This window comes from Streptomyces sp. NPDC102467 (assembly GCF_044765445.1).
GTDB lineage: Bacteria > Actinomycetota > Actinomycetes > Streptomycetales > Streptomycetaceae > Streptomyces.
The window spans coordinates 122,430-146,104 of record NZ_JBIWKA010000020.1; the positions used below are offsets into that span (position 1 = coordinate 122,430).

17 protein-coding genes and 2 pseudogenes are annotated in these 23,675 nt (G+C 72.2%); 5 read left to right on the forward strand and 14 right to left on the reverse strand.

Features of this window, described 5'->3' with window-relative positions; genetic code table 11:
• The first annotated feature begins 34 nt into the window (after positions 1–34).
• Positions 35–3,064, forward strand: a complete 3,030-nt coding sequence (locus ACIREE_RS35150; protein WP_404161640.1) for an alpha-mannosidase — start codon at positions 35–37, stop codon at positions 3,062–3,064.
• A gap of 93 nt (positions 3,065–3,157) precedes the next feature.
• On the opposite strand, the gene ACIREE_RS35155 is transcribed toward ACIREE_RS35150, so the two are convergent.
• From ACIREE_RS35155 to ACIREE_RS35165, 3 genes and pseudogenes are all read right to left on the reverse strand, one after another.
• Positions 3,158–6,124: a hypothetical protein gene (locus tag ACIREE_RS35155; RefSeq protein ID WP_404161642.1), complete on the reverse strand. Its 2,967-nt coding sequence runs from the start codon at positions 6,122–6,124 to the stop codon at positions 3,158–3,160.
• A 12-nt stretch (positions 6,125–6,136) separates the two neighbouring features.
• Positions 6,137–7,096: pseudogene (locus ACIREE_RS35160) on the reverse strand (HSP90 family protein); the annotation flags it as partial.
• A gap of 145 nt (positions 7,097–7,241) precedes the next feature.
• The gene (locus tag ACIREE_RS35165) at positions 7,242–7,859 is read right to left on the reverse strand and encodes a TetR/AcrR family transcriptional regulator (RefSeq protein ID WP_404161645.1); all 618 of its coding nucleotides are present in this window, start codon (positions 7,857–7,859) and stop codon (positions 7,242–7,244) included.
• Positions 7,860–7,939: 80 nt separating this feature from the next.
• On the opposite strand from ACIREE_RS35165, the gene ACIREE_RS35170 reads away from it, so the two are divergent.
• The 3 genes from ACIREE_RS35170 to ACIREE_RS35180 all read left to right on the forward strand — a co-directional run bounded on the left by ACIREE_RS35170 (position 7,940) and on the right by ACIREE_RS35180 (position 10,276).
• Positions 7,940–8,713, forward strand: a complete 774-nt coding sequence (locus ACIREE_RS35170) for an oxidoreductase (RefSeq protein ID WP_404161647.1) — start codon at positions 7,940–7,942, stop codon at positions 8,711–8,713.
• A gap of 55 nt (positions 8,714–8,768) precedes the next feature.
• On the forward strand, positions 8,769–9,137 hold the full coding sequence (locus ACIREE_RS35175) for a VOC family protein (protein ID WP_404161649.1): 369 nt from the start codon (positions 8,769–8,771) through the stop codon (positions 9,135–9,137).
• Positions 9,138–9,538: 401 nt separating this feature from the next.
• Entirely contained in the window at positions 9,539–10,276 is a 738-nt protein-coding gene (locus ACIREE_RS35180; RefSeq protein ID WP_404161652.1) for a dienelactone hydrolase family protein, read from the forward strand.
• Positions 10,277–10,360: 84 nt separating this feature from the next.
• Here the strand turns inward: ACIREE_RS35180 and ACIREE_RS35185 are convergent, their stop codons facing one another.
• The 8 genes and pseudogenes from ACIREE_RS35185 to ACIREE_RS35220 all read right to left on the reverse strand — a co-directional run bounded on the left by ACIREE_RS35185 (position 10,361) and on the right by ACIREE_RS35220 (position 20,153).
• The gene (locus ACIREE_RS35185) at positions 10,361–12,013 is read right to left on the reverse strand and encodes a glycoside hydrolase family 13 protein (protein ID WP_404161655.1); all 1,653 of its coding nucleotides are present in this window, start codon (positions 12,011–12,013) and stop codon (positions 10,361–10,363) included.
• 311 nt (positions 12,014–12,324) lie between these two features.
• The gene (locus tag ACIREE_RS35190; RefSeq protein ID WP_404161659.1) at positions 12,325–13,005 is read right to left on the reverse strand and encodes an aspartate/glutamate racemase family protein; all 681 of its coding nucleotides are present in this window, start codon (positions 13,003–13,005) and stop codon (positions 12,325–12,327) included.
• Positions 13,002–13,961: a hypothetical protein gene (locus tag ACIREE_RS35195; protein WP_404161661.1), complete on the reverse strand. Its 960-nt coding sequence runs from the start codon at positions 13,959–13,961 to the stop codon at positions 13,002–13,004. Before ACIREE_RS35195 ends, ACIREE_RS35190 begins: the two co-directional genes overlap by 4 nt.
• 158 nt (positions 13,962–14,119) lie before the next feature.
• Complete coding sequence (locus ACIREE_RS35200) at positions 14,120–15,592, reverse strand: L-fuculokinase (RefSeq protein WP_404161664.1); 1,473 nt, start codon at positions 15,590–15,592, stop codon at positions 14,120–14,122.
• 233 nt (positions 15,593–15,825) lie between these two features.
• The gene (locus ACIREE_RS35205) at positions 15,826–16,671 is read right to left on the reverse strand and encodes a glycoside hydrolase family 1 protein (RefSeq protein ID WP_404161816.1); all 846 of its coding nucleotides are present in this window, start codon (positions 16,669–16,671) and stop codon (positions 15,826–15,828) included.
• The gene (locus ACIREE_RS35210) at positions 16,611–18,929 is read right to left on the reverse strand and encodes a GH92 family glycosyl hydrolase (RefSeq protein ID WP_404161666.1); all 2,319 of its coding nucleotides are present in this window, start codon (positions 18,927–18,929) and stop codon (positions 16,611–16,613) included. The genes ACIREE_RS35205 and ACIREE_RS35210 overlap by 61 nt, the downstream gene beginning before the upstream one ends.
• Positions 18,930–19,134: 205 nt before the next feature.
• Positions 19,135–19,485, reverse strand: a pseudogene (locus ACIREE_RS35215) (ABC transporter permease subunit); the annotation flags it as partial.
• A 41-nt stretch (positions 19,486–19,526) separates the two neighbouring features.
• Positions 19,527–20,153, reverse strand: a complete 627-nt coding sequence (locus tag ACIREE_RS35220) for a TetR/AcrR family transcriptional regulator C-terminal domain-containing protein (RefSeq protein WP_404161669.1) — start codon at positions 20,151–20,153, stop codon at positions 19,527–19,529.
• 65 nt (positions 20,154–20,218) lie between these two features.
• Between ACIREE_RS35220 and ACIREE_RS35225 the strand changes: the two genes are divergently transcribed.
• Positions 20,219–21,583: an FAD-dependent monooxygenase gene (locus tag ACIREE_RS35225; RefSeq protein ID WP_404161672.1), complete on the forward strand. Its 1,365-nt coding sequence runs from the start codon at positions 20,219–20,221 to the stop codon at positions 21,581–21,583.
• Here ACIREE_RS35225 and ACIREE_RS35230 read toward each other — a convergent pair.
• Genes ACIREE_RS35230 through ACIREE_RS35240 form a run of 3 tightly spaced genes read right to left on the reverse strand, consistent with a single transcriptional unit; the run spans position 21,559 to position 23,671 of the window.
• A complete protein-coding gene (locus tag ACIREE_RS35230; protein ID WP_404161675.1) occupies positions 21,559–22,029 on the reverse strand; it encodes an SDR family oxidoreductase in 471 nt (156 codons plus the stop codon). The genes ACIREE_RS35225 and ACIREE_RS35230 overlap by 25 nt on opposite strands.
• 33 nt (positions 22,030–22,062) lie before the next feature.
• Complete coding sequence (locus ACIREE_RS35235; RefSeq protein ID WP_404161678.1) at positions 22,063–22,911, reverse strand: SDR family oxidoreductase; 849 nt, start codon at positions 22,909–22,911, stop codon at positions 22,063–22,065.
• 34 nt (positions 22,912–22,945) lie between these two features.
• Positions 22,946–23,671 (reverse strand): SDR family NAD(P)-dependent oxidoreductase, encoded by a 726-nt coding sequence (locus ACIREE_RS35240; protein WP_404161681.1) that lies wholly within the window; start codon positions 23,669–23,671, stop codon positions 22,946–22,948.
• Between the last annotated feature and the right edge of the window lie 4 nt (positions 23,672–23,675).

Genomic DNA, 23,675 nt, shown 5'->3' on the forward strand with positions numbered 1-23,675 from the left:
CCCCGCCTTCCGTACCCCAGGAGACTCAACGCCCATGCATGACGACCGTTCGCTCATCGAAGACCGGCTGCGACGTGTGCTCGAGGAGCGCATCAGGCCCGCGGTGTACCCACAGACCGTGCCACTGGACGTACAGGTGTGGCACGCGCCCGACGAGCCCGTGCCGGTGGCGGAGGGGCTCGCGGCGCCCTCGCTGCCCATCGAGGAGGGCGTCCGGTGGGGGCGGCCGTGGGGCACGAGCTGGTTCACGGTGACCGGCACGGTTCCCGAGCGGTGGGCGGGCCGGACCGTCGAGGCGCTGATCGACCTCGGCTTCGACGGGCACGGCGGCCCCGGCTTCCAGTGCGAGGGCCTGGTCTACGAGCCGGACGGGACGCCGGTCAAGGGCCTGCACCCGCGCAATCACTGGGTGCGCGTCGGGGCTCCCGCGGCGGGCGGGGAGCAGGTGGAGCTGCGCGTGGAGGCGGCGTCGAACCCGGGGTTCTTCAACTCCCGTGCGTTCAAGCCCACATGGCTCGGCGACACGGACACCGCGGGTCACGATCCGCTCTACACGCTGGGCCGCGTCGAGCTGGCCGTCTTCGACGAGACGGTGTGGGAGCTGGTGCACGACCTGGAGGTGCTGGGCCAGCTGATGGCCGAGCTGCCGCTGGACCGTGCCCGCCGCTGGGAGATCCTGCACGCGGTGGAGGCGGCCCTCGACGTGCTGGACCTCGGTGATGTGAACGGCACCGCGCAGGCGGCCCGCGACGCGCTGGCACCGGCCCTCGCCACCCCCGCAGGACCGTCGGCGCACCGGATCAGCGCGATCGGGCACGCGCACATCGACTCGGCGTGGCTGTGGCCGCTGCGTGAGACCGTGCGCAAGGTGGCGCGGACGGCGTCGAACATGACGCAACTTCTCGACTCCGAACCGGATTTCGTCTTCACCATGTCGCAGGCGCAGCAGCTGGCCTGGATCAAGGAGCACCGGCCCGAGGTGTACGCGAAGGTCAAGAAGGCCGTGGCCGAGGGGCGGTTCGTGCCGACGGGCGGCATGTGGGTGGAGTCGGACACGAACATGCCGGGCTCGGAGGCGATGGCCCGTCAGTTCGTGCACGGCAAGCGGTTCTTCCTGGACGAGTTCGGCGTCGAGAACGAGGAGGTGTGGCTGCCGGACACCTTCGGTTTCGCGGCCGGGCTGCCGCAGATCATCCGCGAGGCCGGCTCCAAGTGGCTGCTGACGCAGAAGATCTCCTGGTCACAGACGAACACCTTCCCGCATCACACGTTCAACTGGGAGGGCATCGACGGCTCCCGGGTCCTCACCCACTTCCCGCCCGTGGACACGTACAACTGCGCCATGGAGGGACGTGAACTCGCCCACGCCGAACGGAACTTCAAGGACAAGGGGCGGGCGAGCCGTTCGCTCGCGCCGACCGGTTTCGGCGACGGCGGGGGCGGCACGACGCGCGAGATGGTGGCGCGGGCCAGGCGGCTGCGGTCGCTGGACGGTTCACCCACGGTGGAGTGGGAGGCGCCGGCGGCGTTCTTCGAGAAGGCCGAGGCCGAGTACGCCGACCCCGCGGTGTGGGTCGGCGAGTTGTATCTGGAGCTGCACCGGGCGACGCTGACGAGCCAGGCGGGGACCAAGCAGGGCAACCGGCGCTGCGAGCACCTCCTCCAGGAGGCGGAGTTGTGGGCGGCAACAGCCGCCGTGCGGTGCGGATTCCCTTACCCGTACGAGGAGTTGGACCGGCTGTGGAAGACGGTGCTGCTGCACCAGTTCCACGACATCCTGCCCGGCTCGTCGATCGCCTGGGTGCACCGCGAGGCGCGGGCCACCTACGCGCGGGTCACGGCTGAACTCGAGGAGATCGTCGACGCCGCGCAGCGCGCCCTGGCCGGCCGCGGCACGGGTGTCCTGCGCTTCAACTCCGCTCCGCACGGGCGCGGTTCGGTGACCCCGCTCGGCGCCGCGGGCCTCCCGGCGGTGGGCCCCGCGGCGACGACGGTCCGTGAGCGTGACGGCGGCGGCTTCGTCCTCGACAACACGGTCCTGCGGGCCGAGATCGACGGCCGCGGCCTGATCGTCTCGCTGGTGCACCTGGCGAGCGGCCGCGAGACGCTGGCCCCGGGGCGCCCGGCGGGTCTGCTCCAGCTCCACCCGGATCTGCCGAACAAGTGGGACGCGTGGGACGTCGACAAGTTCTACCGCAACACCGGCACCGACCTGACGGACGTGGACGCGCTGGCCGCGACCGCCGACGGGGTGCGGGTCACCCGCTCCTTCGGTGAGTCCGTCGCCATGCAGACCTTCACCCTCTCCCCCGGGTCGGGGCGTCTCGATGTCGCGACGGACGTGGAGTGGCACGAGACCGAGAAGTTCCTGAAACTGGCGTTCCCGCTCGATGTGCACGCGGAACGGTACGCGTCCGAGACCCAGTTCGGGCATGTGTACCGGCCCACGCACACCAACACGAGCTGGGAGGCGGCTCGCTTCGAGGCCTGCAACCACCGGTTCGTGCACCTGGCGGAGCCCGGCTGGGGTGTCGCCCTGGTGACCGCTTCGACGTACGGCCACGACGTGACCCGGGCGGTACGTGAGGACCGCGGGACGACGACGACCGTGCGCGCCTCGCTGCTGCGGGCGCCGCGCTTCCCCGACCCGGAGACGGACCAGGGCGCCCATCGCTTCCGGCACGCCCTGGTGCCGGGCGCGGACGTCGGGGACGCGGTCCGTGAGGGCGCGGCGCTGTCGCTGCCGGAGCGTGAGGTGACGGGAGCGGCCCGCGCCGAGGTCGCGCCGCTGGTGCGCGTCGACCACGAGGCCGTCGTGCTCAGCGCGGTCAAGCTGGCCGACGACGACTCAGGCGATGTCGTCGTCCGCTTCTACGAGGCGCAGGGCGGTCGGGCAACAGTGCGTCTCACTCCCGGTTTCGACGCGGCCCGTGCGGTCCGCTGCGACCTGCTGGAGCGTCCGGTGGCCCCGGCGGAGCCGGACGTCGCGGATCTCTCGTTCGCGCTGCGCCCCTTCCAGCTGGTCACGCTGCGGCTGGCGCGGGCGGCCCGCACGGAGTCCTGAGCGTGCGGGGCGCGGTGGCGCCCCGCACCTGGGCGTCGGCGCCGCCGTGGGCGCCTCCGCCCACTCCACGGAAGACCTTCCTGCGCGGGTGCATCATTCGTCGCGCAGGCGGGCCGCCAGCTCGGTCAGTGGCGCGCGGTCCTCGGCGCGGTCCAGCGCGGTGAGGTGGCGGATCGCCGCATCGAGACGCGTGAGGGCGGGGGCGGTGCGCTTCAGGTAGATGCCCTCGACGGCGCTCGTGAGGCGGACGGCCTCGGCCCACTCGCCGATGTGCCCGTCCTCCGGGCCCGGCTCGCCGAGCAGGCCGAGGGTCTTCTCCAGGGCCGCCAGGGAGTCCTCGTACGCGCCGACATAGGCGTGCACGCGTCCGTACTCGTAGGACAGGGCGGAGTCCAGCGAGCGGCCGTGCGCCTGGTATCCGGCTGCGCGGGCCTCTTCGGCCAGCCGCGCCGCGTCGGCAAGCAGGGCGAGGGCGTCGTCGAGGCCGTCCGCGCCCTGCTGCTCGGTCTGGAGTCGCGCGACCTCGCGCAGGCTGTTGCTGACGTTCTCGTAGTTCGGGGCCCTGTCATGGGCGGCCAGGGCTTGGCCCAGGGCGTCGCGCGCCGGGCCGAACTCGCCGGATTCGGCGAGGAGCATGGCCGTCTCCGCGGCGATCATCGCGTGGCTGCCGGGGTCGTCGTCCCAGCCGGCCGACTCGGCCGCGAGGACGACGAACTCCGCCGTGGCCGCCTTGAGGTCGCCGCCCGCGTACAGCGCGCGGGCGCGGATCAGCCGCAGCTGGGCAGTGAGCCGGTCGTCCAACTCACCGGTCCTGACGTCCGGTTCGGCAAGGACGGAGTCCAGCAGGGCGATGCAGTCCTCGATCCGGCCCAGGTCGAGGCTGAGCTGTGCGGCGTTGCTGTACAAGCAGGATCCGTCGATCCGGCTGCCCTCGCGCAGTTGGAGCTCCGCCGCGCGGGTCAGGTGCCGCATGGCGTCCTCGGGGCGGCCCACGTGCATGCAGGCTTCCGCCAGGTCGCCGTGCAGGCGGCCGCGGTCGACCGTGCGGGCAGGCCAGTCGGCGGCAAGGCGCAGGGCCTCGGCCAGGTCCGCGTGGGCGGCCTGCGCGTCCCGCAGGCCGAGCTGCAGGCGGCCGCGCAGGCCCAGTGTGCGGGGCAGGTGCCAGGCAGGGCCCTGCGAGCGCAGCAGGTCGAGGAGGGTAGCGATCTCGGCTACCGCGGCGGGCAGTTCACCGCTGAGGGCGTACGTGCTGGCCCGGAGCAGCCGGGCACCGGATATCTGCGTGGCGATGTCGTGGCGGACGGCGAACGCCTGCAGCAGGTCCACCTCGGCGGTGACCGCCGCGGCGTGCTCCGCGCCCCGCGAAGTCCGCAGGCGGAGCCCCGCCGAGGTCGCCCGCAGGCGGAGCAGCCGGGACTCCAGCACCGGCGCGAGACCTGTGGCCTCTTCCTGGAGGCGTACGACGGTCGCGTGGGCGTCGGTCAGCGCCGCCCCCTTCGCCGCGACGGCGGCCGCCTCGTCCTCGTCGGCGCCGGGACGCTTCTCCTCCGGGAGGACCTCAGCGGCGATCACGGCCGCCCCGGCGCGGCAGAGTACCGCCCGGTCCGTCAGCCCGGCGTCCTCGTAGAGCCCGGCCGCCTCCTCGTACAGCTCGACGGCGGTGGCGTGATCGTCCATGGCACGGGCCCGCTCCGCCTCGTCGTTCAGCAGGTCCGCGCGTAGGTGTACGAGCGTGCCGACCGCCTCGGCGTCGGGGTGGGTGTAGTCGCGGGCGGCGACGAGCGTGCGAAGACGCGCCCAGCACGCGTCCGCGTCCGGGTGACCCTGCTCATCCAACTCCCGTGCTCGCACGATGAGTTCAGGCAGCGATTCGGGTACGGGCGCGGCGGTCCTGGCGGCGGGGACGGCGGCCGGGGCCGACGGCTCGGCCACGTCGTCGAGGCTGCGGGTGCGCAGGTTCAGTTCCAGCGCGTCCACGAGCGGGGCGCGCTGCAGGCGGGCGCGGCGGCGGTCGGCGTGGGCCGTGGTGCCGTTACGGGCGTCGAAGCGGGCGGCGAGGTCGTCGGCGCGGCCGCGCACTTCGGTGTGCAGGTCCGCCACGGTCCAGGTGCGGCCCGCGTCGCCGGCGGTGGGGAGCTCGCCGTGGCCCAGGGACACGACGCTCTGGAGGAGGACCTCGACACCGGTGAGGAAGTCGAGCTGGTCGCGCGGCGAGTCCACTTCCTCGAACAGGGTCCGGTTCTCGGCGAGCAGTTCGAGGCCGCGCGCCTCGTTGCCGGTCAGGGCGCAGAACTCCAGGTGGCGGCCGACCTCGGGTGACATCGAGGGGTTGCGGCGGCAGGCCCGGTACCCGGCGAGGTGCAGCTCGCGGGCCCGGTCGACGTCGCCGGTGCGCAGCAGCGGCAGCAGGGCGTACGAGACGGAGCGTGCGGGCTCCTCCTGGCAGGAGTCCTCGCTCTGCAGGACGGGTTGCCAGGTGCGCAGGGCCCGCGCGTCGTCGCCCGCCGCGAGGTGGAACCGCGCCCGCTCGCAGATCTCGCAGGCCTCGCAGTCGCTGAGCCGGCTGCGGGTGCGGCCCGTCCACAGCTCGTAGGCGAGGGAGGTGTCCTCGCCTGTGTGCTCGGCGAGTTGATAGGCCTGCCCGTAATACGGCTGGAGGTCGAGGCCCGCCTTGGCGTACCGGTCGCGCATCTCGCCCAGCCACTGGCGCAGGCTGGCCAGCGGTACCTCGGGCAGGGCGAACAGGGCGTTCGCCACCCACTTGAAGCGCCAGAAGAGCATGTGCCGCAGGCGGTCGTCGAAGAGGTCGGGCTGCTCGTCGAAGAGGTTGAGCACGCGGGCGAAGACGACGGGTGACTTACGGGGTTCGGAGCCGTAGGTGTACGCCTCCTGCAGTTCGAGGAGCGCGCACACGAGGGCGGTCGGGTCCTCGAACTGCTCTGCTGCGTCGACGAGTTCCTCGGCGGCGACGGTGCGGGTACGGCCGTAGGGGCGCTGGTCGTTCGCGTTCAGCGCCTCGTAGAGCTCGTCGGTGGTCTGCGGAAGAGAGGTGGTCGGCATCGTCGGCGGTCCTTAGCTGTCCTTGCGGAGGGCGTGGGCGAGGAGGTCGAGGAAGGAGCGGTTGTTGAGGCTCGACTCGGCGGGCCTGAGCGGGCGCCGGGAGAGCATCGCGGCCTGCCCGTAGAGGGCTTCGGCGCTGGTGCGGGCCAGCTCGGGCTCCTCGATGGTGACGGCGGTGCGGACCAGGGGGTTGAGCTGGTTGAGGATCAGCTGGGCGCGCGGGGCCTCTTGGCGCAGGGCGCCGAGGATGTCACCCCACAGGCCGCCCTCCTGCTCGCGGGCGAGCTGGGAGCGGGTGCGTTCGTGCCGGGCCTCGCGGCTGTCGACGAGCAGGGCCGGCGCGGAGGCCGACTGGAAGGTGCGCAGCGCGACGTCGCAGTCGAAGACGGCGAGGGCGTCGCGAGCGCGGGCGAGATAGGCCGCGGCGGCCAGTTCCGTCGCGCGGTCGACGGGGTCGAGGTGAGCGGTGAGGGTCTCCGGGTCGAGGTCGGAGACGGTGACCCCGGGCCGGATCTCGGGCAGCCGGTGGACGAGTTCGCGGTCGTAGGTGTAGCCGCCGTTGACGACACCGAGCCCGGCGGCCGAGGCGATGGCGGCGACCTGCCGGAACTCCTCCACGCTGGAGGTGACGAGCACCGTGCGGTGAGTACGGGCGAACTCGTCGAGGGTGGCGTGCCCCGCGGTGGTCTCGAAGGGCAGCCAGGGCAGCAGCATCCGCAGGATCTCGTCGTCGTGCACGGCGAGGGACTTCACGGCCAGGTGGTGGACCTGGAGGAAGCGGGCGAGCAGGTCCGGGTCGCCCGCGGCGGCGCGGGCGATCCAGGCGCGCAGCCGCTCGGCGAGCGCGTCACGGACGGCGGCGAGGATGTCGCCCTCGTACAGCGACTCTCGGGACGCCGTCGGGCGCAGGCTCTCGGCGTCGACCACGCACCGGACGAAGAACGCCCAGTCGGGCAGGATCTCCTCGGCCTGTCCGCCGTCACCCTCAGGCGGGCCCGCGGGGCGGGACCCTGCGGGCGTTCTTCCGCGGGCCCGCCCCCGAACGCCGCAGGCCGCCGCTGCGCCACTCGCACTCGCACCCGCGCCCGCGCCCGCACCCACATGTCAGCGTCGTCGCTCACTCCACATGACGACCGTCATCAAAACGGGGCCCTGAAGACAGCGTGCCCTTGGCGCCATGACGCAGCCCGTCACAGAGAAGGGCGGCGATGCGCTTCGCATCGTCCTCCCATCCCGTGGCGCGCATCCCGCAGATCCCTCCCAGCGCGCGCAGGACGATGCGGCCGCTGACGCCGTCGCGCAGGACCCCTGATTCGACGCCCGCGGTCAGCAGCTGGTCGAGGGCGCGTGCCATGCCCTCGCGCGCTTCGTCGAAGACGGGCGAGTCCGTCGCCATGATGCTGTCAAGAGCTTCCTCCATCCCTTTGCCGGTCGCCGAATGCTCTACGAGGAGCAGCAGGAACGCGTGCAGCGCCTCGTCCGCAGGATGCTGGGCGAGCAGCTGCGCGGGAGCGGCGCACAGCTCGTCGACCTCTTGGCGGTACACCTCGGCGACGAGTACTTCGCGGGTACTGAAGTGGCGGTAGAGGGTGCCGACCGCGACCCCGGCGCGCCGGGCGATCTCCTCCACGTGCGCGTCGGCATCGCCGGCCAGGAAAGCCTCGCGGGCTGCCGCGAGAAGCGCCTCGCGGTTGCGGCGCGCGTCGGCGCGCAGGGGACGTGACGAGGGCGGCAACGCTCCTCCAAAGGTGAGTCTGGTTCCGTTTATGTGTATCGTTTCCGGAGTCGGGTTCACCTTATCGAAGGAGCACGCACATGACCGTCGCGGACGAGGGCCTTCGAAGTCTGCGGGTGCTGGTGACGGGTGCCAGCCGAGGACTGGGCGCCGCGACAGCGCGGCGCTTCGCCGCGGCCGGCGCCACCGTGCTGACCGCCTCGCGCACCGCACCGCCCGATGATGTGCCCGCCACACACATTCCCGCCGACCTGCGCACCGAGCACGGGGTGGCTGAGCTGGGGAGCCGGGTGCTCGAGGAAGTGGGCGGCGTCGATGTCCTGGTCAACAACGCGGGAGCCGTGACCCCGTCGGCACCGACCCTTGAGCGCACTGACGCCTCCTGGCTCGCGGACCTGGAGATGAACCTGCTCAGCGCGGTCCGTCTCGACCGGGCCCTGGTACCCGGGATGGTCGAGCGCGGCTCCGGGGTCGTCATCCACGTCTCCTCCATCGCCAGCCGGCTGCCCCAGCGCGCCGACGCCCCCTACGCTGCCGCCAAAGCGGCGCTCAACGCCTACAGCCGCGAGTTGGCGACTTCGGTCGGCGAACACGGCGTGCGCGTGGTGTGTGTGCTGCCCGGATTCGTCGTCACGGAGGGGGCCAACGCCCACCTCCAGCAGATGGCGGACAGCCAGGGCGTGGGATACGACGACGTCGAGCGGCAGATCGTGGAGCAACTGAAGGTGCCGATGGGGCACCCCGGCGACCCCGAGGACGTCGCCGAAATGATCGCGTTCCTCGCCTCCAGCCGTGCCAAGTGGCTCACGGGGGCCCAGTTCCGCGTCGACGGCGGCATCATTCCGACCGTCTGACGCCACCTGCACATCACGATCCGACGCCACCCGCACACCACAAAAGGGAGACACGGTGAACTTCGACCTGACAGCACTGATCGTGGACAGCGCCGACCTCGAAAGCGAGAGCACGTTCTGGCGCCGCCTACTCGGCGGTGAACTCAGCGAGACGCCGACTCACCACTTCCTGCGCGTCGATGGCCTGCCCGTCATCGTGATCCAGGACGCCCCGGGGCACATACCGCCACAGTGGCCCGACGGCACGTCGCAACAGATGCACTTGGATTTCGCCACCGACGATCCGGCTGGTGCGGAGCGACGAGTACTCACCGCAGGCGGTCGGCGGCTGCGACCTGCCGACGACGCCGCCGCGGCCGGCGCACAAGGCTCGCGCGTCTACGCCAGCCCGGCGGGACATCCCTTCTGCATCCGCCCGGCCTGACGGCGGGACGGGGAGGGCGCTACTGATGAGTGCAACTGGCGCCGTACGACTACTACTTCACCGTGAATTGAGCGAACTACCCGCCGCCCTCGGCTCGCGCAGCCGGGGTCGGCGAGCATCGAGCACATCAACCGGTTCGGCGAGTACAGCACCCACGAACCCGGCATCCACCCCGACGCGTACCACCCGGAACCCGACGTCGACTTCACCCCGCTGCGCGACCAGGACCTGACCACCGCCGGACTCGGCCGGGCCACCTGAACCTTGAGGTGCACCAGCTGGTGACGCCCTACACGGGTGCAGGCCGAGCCCTCGCCGTATTCCAGAGGGATACCCGGGGTGCTCTGCCGACGGCAGAACACCGGCCGGACCGGGCTCGACGGTCACTACCGTCCACTCCCATGACGACGATTTCGACGCGTACGGTCGAATATCCGGCCGACGGTTTGACGATGATCGGGCACCTCGCGCTCCCGGCCGGTGTGGACCGCCGGCCCGCAGTACTGCTCGGACCAGAGGGCACAGGGCTCAGCGACGTCGAGCGCGGCCGGGCAGATGCTCTCGCCGAGCTGGGATATGTAGCGCTGGCCTTCGACCTTCACGGCGGGCGCTATTTGAGCGACCCCGAGGAGATGCTGGCCCGTTGTATGCCACTGCTCGCCAGCCCCGACCGAATGCGGGGCATCGGTCATGCGGCGCTCGACGTGTTGCGCGCCGAACCGCGGACCGACCCCGACCGGATCGCCGCCGTCGGCTACGGCACCGGGGGCGCCGTCGGACTGGAACTCGGGCGCGACGGCGTCAGCCTGCGCGCGATCGGGACAGTCAACGCAGTGACCACGGGCCGACCGGGCGAGGCGGCGCGCATCCGCTGCCCGGTGTGGGCCGGGGTCGGGTCGGAAGACCCGATCATGCCGCCCGCGCAACGGAACGCGTTCACCGCTGAGATGCAGGCCGCGGGCGTCGACTGGCGCCTCACGGTCTACGGCGGCGCCTTGCACGCCTTCCACCACCCGCCGGTCGACCACCCCGCAGTGCCCGGCGTCGGCCACCACCCACGGCACGCCCAACGAGCCTGGCGCGACGTCGTCGACCTGCTCGCCGAGTGCCTGCCCGTGACGGAGGACCTGGAGGCATGACCCGGGCAAACCTGCCGGCGCCAGGCGTGGTCGGCCTCGGACACTGACACCCCCTCCCGGGCCGGTCGCTGTGGTGATGCGCTGTCACTCGGACTTCGAGAGCCAGGCTGCCTCATCTCGCATCAGCGTCTCCTGCGGCGCGGCCCGGAGACCGCTGGTCAGGAGGATGAGGTGGTCGGCCGGGAGAGCGGTTGGTTCGTTGGAAAGGTTCACCACACAACGCAGGGGGCCTATGGAGAAGTCGAGAAGTGCGGCGTCCCGTCCGCTGTGCCATTGAAGGGGCGCATCGACGTGTACAAGGGTGCGTCGCAGAGCGAGGGCCTTCCGGTACAGGGACAAGGTGCTGCGCGGGTCACCGCTCTGTGCCTCGACGCTGAGGGGCGAGTACGAGGACGGCTGCGGGAGCCACGCGGGCCCCGGGCCGAAGCCGAGCGAGGGGCCGCCGCGGGTCCACGGCAGCGGGACACGGCACCCGTCCCTGCCCTTGCGCCGGCCCGCGGATCTGTGGTGCACCGGGTCCTGGACGACGTCCGTGGGGAGATCAGGGACCTCCGGCAGACCCAACTCCTCGCCCTGGTAGAGGTAGGCGGCGCCGGGCAGTGCCAGAAGGAGCAGAGCGGCGGCGCGCGCGCGTCGGGCGGCCGCGTCGGAGTCGATGGCCGGGATGCGGCCGTCGGTCAGGAGCCAGTCGTCGGGGTCGACGCAGGCCGGCAGGGCGAGACGTGAGGCGTGCCGTACGACATCATGGTTGGACAGCACCCAGGTGGGGGCCGCTGCGGTGCTCGCGGCCAGGGCCAGGGACCGGTCGATCGTGGCGCGCAGGGCGTCGGCCCGCCAAGGTGTGGTGAGGAAGTCGAAGTTGAAGGCCTGGTGGAGTTCGTCGGGGCGGGTGTACAGCGCGCGGCGGTCGAGGGCGGCCCAGGATTCGGCGACGGTGGTGCGCGGGGGGCTGTAGGCATCGGTGACGCGGCGGAATCCGCGCAGTAGGGCGTGCACGTCGTCGCGGTCCCAGAACGGGTGGTCGCCCTCCCAGCCGTCGCCGACGATGCGGTGGTGGACTTGTCCGGGGCCGAGGTCACGCAAGGGGGTGGAGAAATCCTTGGCCATGCCGTGGGCGACGTCGAAACGGAACCCGTCGACACCGCGGTCGAGCCAGAAGCGCAGGGTGGCTTCGAAGTCCTCGCGCACCTCGGGGTGGCTCCAGTCGAGATCCGGCTGGTGGGGGCCGAACAGGTGGAGGTACCACTGGCCGTCGGGGACACGGCGCCATGCGGGGCCTCCGAAGACGGACTGCCAGTCGGTGGGCGGTTCGGTGCCGTCTGCCCGGCCGTCGCGGAAGACGTAGCGGGCGCGGGCCGGGCTGCCGGACGGTGCCTCCAACGCCTCCTGGAACCAGCCGTGTTGGTCGGAAGTGTGGTTCGGCACGATGTCGGTGATCACGCGCAGCCCCAGAGCGTGGGCGCGCTCGATGAGGGCGTCGGCGTCGTCGAGGGTGCCGAAGCGCGGGTCGACGTCGCGGTGGTCGGCGACGTCGTAGCCGCCGTCGTGCATGGGTGACGGGTAGAACGGGGTGATCCACACGGCGTCGGCGCCCAGATCGGCGATGTGCCGCAGCCGTGCGGTGATGCCGGGGAGGTCACCGAGGCCGTCACCGTCGCTGTCGCTGAAGCTGCGAACGTAGATCTGGTAGACGACGGCAGTACGCCACCACGCGTCGCCGGGGCGGGTATCGGTCATGCGGAGTCCTCTGTGCTGCGGCGGGTCCGGGCGGTCGGCCCGGGGCATGGGGCGGATGTCGGTCTACGGACTCGGACACCCGGTACGGGGTGAGCGCGAGCTGAGGGCGGCCGGCCTCTTCGCGTTCGATCGCCCGGCCGACGGCCTCGGCGAGGTCGCGCCCGACGGCGGGCGAACCGTGCCGGTGCGTAGAACGCGGCGTCGCCGATGGGCAACGCCGAGGGTGATTGCGGTGTACTGACCCGAGGCGACCGGATTGTGGGCGAGACCGGTGGCTCCGGTGAAGTCGCCTCCTGTGCAGCCGAGTTCAGTCATGTGCGGGCGGACTCCCCGTACAGGTCGACGAGTTGGGCGACGCCTCCGCGCGGTGAGGTGAGGACCGGTACGCCGAGTTCGGCGACGGGCAGCCCGGAGAGCGCGGACGCCATCGAGGCCTGGGCGAGGACGAGGACATCGTGGTCGGCGGCCAGGCGGCGCGCCTCCGCGGTGATCAGCGCGTCGTGGCGGGCCTGGTCGCCCGAGGCACGGGCGTCGTACGCGCCGGGGCAGACCGTGGTGTCCAGGGTGATCCGGGTGCCGGCGGCGGCCGCTCTGCGGGCGACGAGGTCGGCCGTGGGCGCGAGGGTCGAGTCGAGCGTGGCGAGGACGCCGATGCGGCTACCGGTACGGACGGCCTCGTCGGCCATGGGCTCGTCGACGCGCAGCACCGGCACGGTCGTCAGCGCGCGGACCTGTTCGGCGGCCGGGCCGACGGACGAACAGGTCACGAGCACCGCGTCGGCTCCTGCCGCCTCGGCGTGCGTGACGTACGCGGCGAGGCGCGCGGTGGTACGGGGCAGAAGGCCGTGGGCGACAGTGTCGGCGAGGAGGCTCTCGTCGACGACGTGGTACGGGTCGACACCCGGAGCGAGTTCGCTCAGCAGCGGCGCGAACACGGCGGGCAGGGCGGCGACCGTGTGCAGCACGCACACGCGGGGGCGGCTGGCGCTCACGCGGTCTCCTCCGTGCGGGCGGCGGGCGCCTGCCACCAGGGGCGCCCGTGCGTGTCCACGATCTCGCCGAGCCGGCGCAGCCGTTCGCTGCTGGGGCCGCGCAGCGCCGCGTCGCGGTCGCCGGTCAGCGCGTCGGTCCACAGGGCGCGTCCGGCGAGGAAGCCGGAGGCACCGGCACGGCAGGCGGCCTCCACCGCTGTGGGGAAGTCGGCGGGGGCGACGCCCTGGGAGAGCACCACCCACGGCACGTCCACGACGGCGTCGATGCGCTCGCACGCGGCGGTGAGCCGGGCGAGGGTGCCGGAGCCTCCGTCGGGGACCTGCCCCTTGTAGAGGGAGGGGCGCAGCGGCGCGAGTTCGCGGGCCGCCTCCACGATGGCGTCGTTGAGCCGGAACGTGCCGTCGGCCTCCTCCCCGCGGGTGGGCCGGGCGACGGGTTCCAGGACCGAGGCGAGTCCGGCTGCCCGGCACAGTTCCACGAACCGGGCGGCGAGCGCGACACGCTCGTCGCGCCGGTCGTCGCGGCGCCAGATGACGAGCAGCTTCAGGCCGCGGGTGCCGTCAGCGACGGCCGTGGCGGGATCGATGTGCGGATCGAGGGAGGTGCCTTCGACGGCCTGTCCCGGTTCCTGGTCGAGGGCGTCGACGGCGAGGATCGGGGCACAGCCCGCCGGAAGCACCTGCTCGTCGATGAGCCTGCGGTAGCCGTAGTGGCGGTCGATGAGCAGGGCGGAGGCGTACGGGCCGAGCGTCCGGGCGACGGCGAGCTTGAACTCCGTGAGGTCGTCGTCCGGGATCCGGTCACCGGGCACGTGGGCGCGCTCGGCCATCATCGTGCGCAGCGAGTCGCGCTGGTCGGCGGCGACCATGGCGAACGTGCCCGTGGTGCGGGCGAGTCGGGCCGGGGTGACGGAGCCGCCCGTGAGGAGGGCGGGGCGGTCGGTGTCGGTGGTCATAAATGGCTCTCCCGTGTGTGTCGGGGTGCGGACGGCGGGCGTGTATCGGGGGTGCGGTCTGCGGCACCGCGGACGGCGGGCGTTGTGTACATCGGGCGTCCGTCACCGCCGGGCCGGGCGTTCGGTCGGCAAGGGCGAGCGAGGGAGCGCCGTCCGTGTCAGTGCGGCGGCGTCGGTGCCACTGCCGCCAGGAACCGCTCGTGGTGGAAGGCGCGGTGGGCGCGGGCCGCCGCCTGGTCGGGTACGACCCGCTCCGCGGGGGCCGTCGTCGCGGCGGGGTCGAGGCCGAGGGCGGCTCCCGCCCATCCGGCGGCGCCGAGGGCCGGGGCCTCCGGCTCGGCGCAGACGCGGGTCGGCCAGGGGCAGACGGCGGCCTTCAGCGCGGTCCAGGTGCTCAGCCGGGTCGAACCGCCGAGCAGGGTCACGGAGTCCGCCGCGGCGCCGCACACCACGGCCTGGGTGTCGGTCATCCAGCGGGCGTGGTGCGCTGCGCCTTCCAGGACGGCCCGCGCCAGGTCGGCGGGGCCGTGGCCGAGACCGAGGCCCGTGACGTCGAGTGTGGCGTGCGGGTCGGGGCGCGGCGCGCTGCGTCCGCCGGGGTACGGGGCAACGACGAGGCCGGTCGGCGTGACGGGCAGCGACTGGGCGAGGCGCTCGAACTCGGCGTAACGGGCGCTGCCTTGACGCTCCGTCATGAACTGATCGCAGAACCATTCCACGAGCGCGCCCGAACTGCGCATCCCGGCGAGCACGATGAAGTGCTCGCCGTCGGCGTGCCGTCCCCAGGACATGCCCTCGGCCGCTGCCGCGCTCGGGTCGGGCGGTGTCGCGCTGACGGTGAGGACGGCTTCGGCGGTGCCCATGGAGTCGGCCACCTGCCCGGCCGTGCGCACGGCCGCCGCCCACGCGCCGACGAGGTGGTCGTGTCCGGCGACGACGACGGGCGCTCCGGCTCCCAGTGCGTGCCGGGCGGCGACGGCCGGGGTGACGGTGCCGACCGGTTCGCCGGGTGCGTGTACGGGCGGCATGTGCCGGGGTTCGAGGTGGGCCTCGGTGAGCAGTTCCTCGATCCATCGCTTGCGGTGCGGGTCCCAGGCCATGGTGCGCTGGGCGAACGTGCCGTCGGTGCCGAGGCGTCCGGTGAGCGCGTGGGCGAGGAGGTCGGCGGCGCCTGCCCAGGCGTGCATCCGGGCCGCGGTCCCGGGCTCCCGGTCGGCGAGCGCGCACCATTTGGCGAGCGGCACCTTGGGGCTGGGCAGGATGCCGGTCGCGCGGTGCAGGGCGGTGGCGCCGAGGCGTTCGCCGAGGCTCTGTGCGTGTGAGGCGGGTGCCGGGTCCGACCAGGCCCGCAGGTCGCCGAGCGGTCGGCCGTCGCGGTCGAGGGGAACGCCCGCCTCTGCCATGCCGGTCACGCCGATCGCGTCGGGGGCGCGTCCTGTCGCGGTGGCGCATTCGGTGAGCGCGTCCAGGGCGGCGGCCAGCAGGTCATCGGCCGGATGCCGATGGTCGGGGCCGACGGGTGTGCGGCGCACCGAGCGGGCGAGCACGGTGCCGGCACCGTCACTGATGAGGGCCTTGATGTGGGTGGTGCCGAGGTCGATCCCGGCGAGGAGAGGAGGTCGGGAGCTCATGGGCGTACCTCCGGGGTCAGTGGGGTCGGTCCTGGGACGAAGACGAAGGTGCCGGCAAGTCGGCACCGTACGGGTCGTGGCGCCGGAGCAGCGGTCGCGGCGGCCGGGCGCGTGGTGGCGTACACCTGCCGCAGCCGCGGGCGGGCCGGTGCCGCGAGGACGGGCGGGACGACCCGGCGGCTCGCGCCGACCGGGTCGTGGGCCGGCAGCGCGTCGCGGGACGGCAGGCGCGGTCACCGCGGGACGCTGCCGGTGCGGGCGGTGTGCGCGTACCAGTGGCCGCTGTCCTTGACGGTGCGGCGCTGGGTGGCACGGTCGACGTGGACGAGGCCGAAGCGGGGCCAATACCCCATCGCCCACTCGAAGTTGTCGAGGAGTGACCAGTGGTAGTAGCCCTCGACCGGGGCTCCCTCGGTGATGGCGCGGTGCACGGCCTTGAGGTGGGCGTGCAGGAACGCGGTGCGGCGTTCGTCGTGGACGGCGCCGTCGGCGCCGGGCTCGTCGCCGTAGATGGCGCCGTTCTCGGTGATCAGGAGCGGGACGCCCGGGTAGTCGCGGTGCAGCCGCAGCAGCAGCCCGGTCAGCTGGTCGGGGACGATCTCCCAGCCCAGGTCGGTGCGGGGCGTCTCGGGCCTGCCGGGTTCGACCGTCCATGGCCAGGGGCCGTCGCCGTGGCGGGCCGAGACGATACGCCGGGTGTAGTAGTTGACGCCGATGAAGTCGCCGGCCGCGGCGATGGTGTCGAGATCGCCGGGCTGGATGAAGTCCAGTGCGCCGACTGCCCGTTCCCAGTGTGCGCGCATGTCGTCGGGGTAGCCGCGGCCGTGCACCGGGTCGAGGAACCAGCGGTTCACGTAGCCGTCGGAGGCGTGCGCGGCGGCCCGGTCGGCGTCGTCCTCGGGGTCGTCGGGGGTGTGCGGGAAGAGGCTGTAGGCGATGCCGGTGCGGGCGCGGGCGTCGCCCTCGTGCAGGACGCGTGCGGCGAGGCCGTGGGCGAGCAGCAGGTGGTGCATGACGGTCACGGACGCCTTGAGGTTCTGCTCGCCGGGTGCGTGCAGGCCGAGTTGGTGGCCGAGCAGACCGACGAACCTCCGCCCGTCAGCCGGTAGTTCAGCCGGGCGCCGTCGCGCAAGGCGTCCGCGGAAACCCAGTTCGCCGGGTGCGAGCGGCCGTCGAGCCGCACCCCTGCGACGTACCGCTGGTCGGAGCGCTCGCGCGGGGCGCTGATCCGTAGGCTGCCCGCAGCGCCGCGGTCGACGGTGACCGAGGGGAACGCGGGTGTGGACAGCGCCAGTTGGGCAGTGCCCGGCGCCTCCGGGTACAGGCCGAGGCTCGCCCACACGTACCACGCCGACAGCGCGCCGAGGTCGTCGTTGCCGGGCAGCCCGGCAGGGCCGGTGGTGAACTGGTCGAGCATGCGCGGCACGACATCGTTGGTGTGGTTGGGCGTGCCGAAGCCGTGATAGGCCCAGGGAGCGCCGAAGGTGATCTCGTTGCCGATCCAGGCGTAGGGGGTGTTGGAGCCGGCGCCGACCTCGGTGAAGTGTTCGTCCAGCCGGGCCGTGGCCTGCCGGTTCCCGCCCATGCCTGCGGCGAGCGCGGCCAGGTCCTGGCCGGCCGTCCACTGGTACTGCGCGGCGCTGCCCTCCTGGAACCCGGCCAGGGAGGCCGGGTTGGAGGCGGGTTGCAGGGTGCCGTCGGCGAGGCGGGGCTTGATGCGGCCGTCGGCGCCGTCGACGAGGTTCTGCCAGTTGTGCGCGGTGCGCATGAAGGCGCGGCGCCGCGTGTCGTCGCCGTCGGCAGCCGCGAGTTGGGCGACGGCGAAGTCGTCCACGGCGTATTCGAGGCTGGTCGCGGCCGACGAGCCGAGTGGCGAGTCGCCGTTGCGCAGGAAGCCGTTCGCCCGCCACTGGGACACCGCCTGACGTTCCACGTACCCGTCGGGCCGCTCGGGGGTCGGCCGCTTCGCCGCCTTGACCGCGTACTTCAGGGCGCCCGGGAGGTCGAAGTCGTGTGCGCCGAAGGCCCACGTACTGGCGAGCATCACCGGAGCGGGATCGCCGACCATGCCGTTGGTCTGGTTGTTCAGGAGCGTCCAGCGGGGCAGCCAGCCGGACTGGTCGGCCGCGTCGACCATGGACTGTGCCATGTCGGAGGCGCGGCGCGGTTCGAGGAAGGCCAGCAGGGGTGTCTCGGTGCGGTACACGTCCCAGCCGGAGAAGTTCCCGTACCAGGTGTGGCCCGGCCGCACCTGGTGGACCTTCGGGTCGAAGCCCCGGTAGCGACCGTCGGCGTCGCTGAGCGTGCGGGGCTCCAACAGGCAGTGATAGAGCGCGGTGTAGAAGACGCGGGTGCGCTCGTCGGTGCCCCCGGCGACCTGGATCCGTCGCAGCTCCCGGTTCCAGGCGTCGTGCGTGGCCGCTGCCAGGTCCTCGACCGAAGCGAGGTGCGGGGTGCGGGCGAGGTTGGCGGCGGCGCCGGCGACGCCCGTATAGGACACGGCGACCCGGGCGGTCACGGCGCGGTCGTGACGGGTGTCGAAGGTCAGGTAGACGCCGTTGCCGTCCTTGCCGTCCTTGCCGTCCTTGCCGTCCTTGCCGTCCTTGCCGTCCTTGCCGGTCAGCGTGGCGGCGTCGTGGTGCAGGTGCTCGCCCTGCCAGGTGCCGTGGGCAGTGAACGGCCGGTCGAACTCCATCCGGAACGACAGGTCGTAGGGCCCCTTCGCACTGCAGATGCCGCCGCTGCTGACGGTGCCGGTCACCGTACGGGCGCCCTGCACCCGGGCCGTGACACCGGTGACGCCGTTGGCACTGCCGGAGGTGTTCAGCAGCACGGTTCCCTTGCCGTCGTGTCCGGCGGGAAAGGTGAAGCGGCCCGCCGCCGCGCGCGTACCGGCGGCGAGTCGAGTGTCGACACCGCTGTCGGTACGGACGTGGTAACTGCCCGGGGACGCGTCCTGCTCGGCGTGGTCGAAGGTGGCGACGTAGTCGTCGGGGTGCGCGGCGGGCGAGCGGCCCATGGTGCCGGGTACAGGCTGCACGGGCAGGTCACCGAACGCGGTGCAGCCGCCGCCGGACAGGTGCGTGAGGCTGAAACCCTTGAGCCGGTCGTCGCCGTCCACGTACTGGCCGGGGGCCGCCTTCACCGTGTCGGGGCCCCACTGCACCATGCCGAACGGGGCGGTGGCCGCCGGGTGCGTGTTGCCCCGGGAGAAGTTCTCGCCCATCGCCTTCTCCACCGCGGGCGAGCTGGGCGCGGTGCCGGTGAAGACGTCGACGAGGGAGGCCGGGTCCTTCGGCGGCGCGGCTCTCGCCACGGCGCCGGCCGACGGGGGCATGAGCAGGCCGAGGCCCACGAAGGCCGCGAGCAGTGGGCGGGCCTACCACCGCCGGAGTGGCACAGGCATGACATCGCTACGGGAGGTGGCGCTCATCGACCGTGCCCCTTCTGGGAGTTGGCGGCAACCGGAGTCGGTCGGACCCCGGCGCCCCCGTTCTTCTGCTGGACGTGTCTGCTCTGCCACGAACGCGCGCCGCCCCTTCTCAGCCCTTCAGTCCCCCGCCGAGCCCGAACCCGCCACCGAGCTTGCGCGATACCAGGACGTAGAGGAGCACCGCGGGGACCGAGTAGAGGATGGAGTAGGCGGCCAACTGCCCGTAGGCGACCGTCCCGTACTGGCCGAAGAAGGTGAACAGGCCGACGGCGGCGGGCTCGCGCTCCGGCGACTGCAGCAGAACGAACGGGATGAAGAAGTTGCCCCACGCGCCGATGAACGTGAAGACCGCGACGACCGCCATGCCCGGCGCCATCAGCGGCAGCACCACATGACGCAGGGACTGGAGCCCGGAGGCGCCGTCGACCCAGGCCGCCTCTTCCAGGGAGATGGGCACGCCGCTGGGGGGGGGCCGGTGCTCAACTCGCGGAGTGAGTCACGTCAGGTTCGGGTGCTTTGAGCGGCGCCCGGTCCCACGGCAGGAGGCGGTCCCAGGAGGCGGCGCAGGCCGTAGGCGAACCTGTCGTCGAAGGACGGCTGTACGAGGTGGGGCAGGGTGCGAGTGAGCGCCGGAAATGCCCCGGAGGCGACGGCCTCGGCGAGACGGTCGGGGTCGGCGCTGTGGATCGCCTGTTCCTCCCGGCACAGACCTAGGGTGAAGTAGAGGGCGTTCCAGCACGTCCACACGGCTTCCTGGTCGGGATAGCCGCCGTCCAGCAACGCGGCGATGAGCGTTTCCGCGATGGCGAGCGTCGCGGGCTCGGGTGCGTACGTGCCGCCGACGACCGCCGCGCCGTCGCGGTGGGCGAGCAGCGCGCGCCGGTAGCGGCCGAGAAGTTCTTCGGCCCTGCGGTCCCATTGCGGGGGCAGATCCTCCAGCCGGACCTCGGCGACGATGACATCGGCCATCAGCTCGAGGAGCCGTCCCTTGGTCTTCACGTGCCAGACGACGGTGTTCATCCGTACGCCCCGCCGCTCCGCGATCGCTCGCAGCGAGACGGCTTCCAGGCCGCCTTCGTCGAGGACCGCCAAGGCGGTTCCGGCTACCTCACTTTGACTCTTGTTCACTGACCAAGTATATCTGAGATCACTGCTGGTTGGTCACTGACCAAGAGAAGGTCATGGAGGTTGTCATGGATGACGTCGTGGTGGTGGGCGCCGGCCCCGTCGGGCTCTGGCTTGCCGCAGAGCTGCGGCTCGGCGGGGCGTCGGTCACGGTGGTCGAACCCCGCCTGGCCCCGGATCCGCATTCGAAGGCGCTGACGATTCACCCCCGCACCATCGAGGTGCTGGACAGCCGTGGAATCGCCGATGCGGTACTGGCCGAAGGCGTGCCGATTCCCAGCGGCCATTTCGGGAGCCTCGACGACCGCATGGACTTCAGCGTCCTCGACACGCCGTACCCCTTCACCCTGGTGCTCCCGCAGACCCGTAGCGAGGAGCTGTTCGAGGCGCGGGCCAGAGAGTTGGGGGCCGACATCCGGCGGGGTCGGCGGGTCACTGCGCTGCATGAGGAGGGTGTGATCGTCGACAACGGCGAGATCCTGCGCGCGCGGTTCGTGGTGGGCTGCGACGGTGCGGGCAGCACCGTCCGGCAAGCCGCCGGCATCGATTTTCCCGGCACGGACGCGACCACGTGGGGATGGCTCGGCGACGTGGTCCTGGACGCGCCGCCGAGCGGCGGAGTCGTCAACGTCACGACCCCTCGGGGCGGCCTGATGGTCGTGCCGATGCCGGGAGGCGTCCACCGCATCGTCGGTGGTGACCCCGACAGCGTCCACACCGCCCCGCCGGGCGGATTGACCCTGCCAGAGCTGCGCGAGAGGGTTCAAAACATCGCGGGAACGGACTTCGGGCTGCGCGATCCGGTGTGGCTGTCCCGCTTCGGCAACGCCTCCAGGCAGGCATCGGCCTACCGCCGCGACCGGGTACTCCTGGCAGGCGATGCGGCGCACATGCACTTCCCGGCCGGCGGTGTAGGACTCAACGTAGGGGTTCAGGACGCCATGAACCTCGGGTGGAAGCTCGCCGCGGTCGCCACAGGACGAGCAGGGGAAGACCTGCTGGACACGTACGAGGCGGAACGCCGCCCCGTGGGTGCCGACTTGCTCGTGCACACTCAGGCCCAGACAGCGTTGATGATGGCGTACTCGGCGGACGGCCAAGCCCTGCGCGGCGTGCTGAGCGGCCTGATCGCCACCGTGCCGGAACTCTCCCGGCACCTGGCCGAACGGCTGTCCGGCCTCGATGTGGACTACGGCACCGGCCGGCGCGCGCCCGATCTGCGATTCACCGACGGCAGCCGCCTGTTCGAACTGCTCCGCTCCGGGCGGCACGTCCTGCTGGACTACACCGCAGGCGATGTGGCCCATGACGTGCCGGCGGACACGGTCCGGGTCACGACGGAGCCGGCCGAGGCAGACGACCTCGCGGGCTGGGCCACGGTCCGGGCTGCGCTGATCCGTCCGGACGGTCACCTGGCATGGAGCCGCTCCTGAGAAGCCGTAGCCCTATCGGGCGTGGGACCCCGGCCAGGCCCTGCTTCCGCAAGCGGCGGAAGCAGGGCCTGGCCGGGGTCACTCTCCCCACTGTTCGGGGAACGGGCCACGGACCGAGACTCCTCCGTCCGTTCCAGGACTATCTGCCGGCCGGTGACATAGCGCGCCTCGTCCGAGGCCAGGTGGACGGCCGCCGCGGCCATCTTCTCCGATGTGCCGTAGCGGCCTGCTGGAATCTCCGGTACCCAGCCGCGGGCGGGGTCGGCGTTGTCGACTCCGGTGCTGATCTCCACCTGCGACGACGTTCGCCGTACGGCGCGAGCAACGTGGCGCAGGTTCAGGTCGTGGGCCGTCTCCCAGTCCTCGTCGTCCCTCTCGTGGAGCTTGACCGCGGGCACGAACGCCGCTTGCCCACCGCCACCGACCACCGTGACCAAGGTGTCCACCCGGTGGTTCGGGGTCTACGGCTCAAGGCCCCGTCACTGGAACGCCGCCACATGGTCGGCGAGGAAGCTGCGCAGGTCCCGCGGACGCTGTCCGGTAATCGTTTCGACGTCGGAGGTCAGCCAGGCCGCATCGCCGTCGGCGATCAGTCCGAACGCCTGGGCGTTGGAGGTCGCGACCGCCTCGGGAACGCCCGCCTGGACCATCGCCGCCCGGTGCCTGTCGGGAGTCGTCCGTCGGTACTCGACAGGGTGCCCCAGCGCTGCGGACAGTTCGTGCGCGACGTCGGTGTAGGTCACCAGATCAGGTCCCGTCAGCCAGTGGGTGCGCCCCGCGTGCTCGCCCGGCGCGGCGGCGATCACGGCTGCGGTGGCGGCGACGTCCCTGGCGTCGATCATGCCGACCCGGCCGTCACCGGCCGACATCAGAAAGCCTTGCGACCGCGAGATCATCGGCGCGAGCGCGAGCAGGTTCTGCAGATAGGCGTTCGACCGGAGCAGGGTATGGGCAACACCGCAAGCCTGTAGGTGCGCTTCGATCTGTGCCTGCCCGCGTCGCCGATCGACCGGTGAATCCGCCGATGCCTTGCTGGTGACTTTCACGATGTGCCGCACGCCGTGGCGGACGGCGCTGTCGATGACCGCGATCTCCTGAGCCGGCACGGCCGGACTGACCAGCAGGACGGTGTCCACATCACGCATGGCCGCGTCCAGGGTGGCGGGGCGGTCGAAGTCGCCGGTGACGACCTCGACCGTTCCCCCGTTGCCGCCGCGAGGAGCACGGGAGGGGTCCCTGACCAGCGCCCGCACCGGGGCATGTTGCGCCGCAAGCAGTCGTACGGCTTCGGAGCCGACCTTGCCGGTCGCGCCGGTGACCAGGATCATCGTGCTTCTCCTTCGGGACGGTTGTGCGGAGGTGTCACAGGGTGGCAACGCGGCCGGCGTCGACGGCGAGGACGGTTCCTGTGACCGGTCGTGCGTCGTCTCCCGCGAGGTAGGCGATGACCCGGGCGACCTCCTCCGGTTCGTTCGGCCGCCCCAGGGGGCTGGCGGCAGCCAGCGTGTCGAGCATGTCGCCCATGCCTGCGGTGACCTCGGTGCGGCTCGGGCCGAGCGCGACGGCATTGACCCGTACACCTGCCGGGCCGAACTCCGCTGCCCAGGAACGGGTCAGCGCCTCCAGCGCGGCCTTGCTCGCTCCGTATGCGGCCATGCCCGCGGCTCCGCGGGCGGCGACCATCGTGGAGACGTTCACGATGGATCCGCGGCCGCGCTCCGCCATCCGCGGGGCCAGCGCGGCGGTGAGGAAGAACGGCGCCCGGAAGTTGACTGCGACCATCGCGTCGAAGCCCTCCTCGGAGGTCTCGGCGGTCGCATTCAACTCCCAGTAGCCTGCGTTGTTGACCAGCACGTCCACCGCGCCGGCCTCGGCGGCAAGGCGCCGCACGTCCTGCGATGAAGCCAGGTCCGCGCGGATGAAGCGCCCCCCGGTCTCGGCGGCCACCTCCTGACCGCGGGCCTCATCCCGACCGGTCACCACTACCTGTGCGCCACGGCGGGCGTAGAGCTGGGCGGTCGCCCGGCCGATGCCCGAGGTTCCGCCTGTGATCAGCACAGTCAACACATTCATCGGCTCGACGCTCATGCGA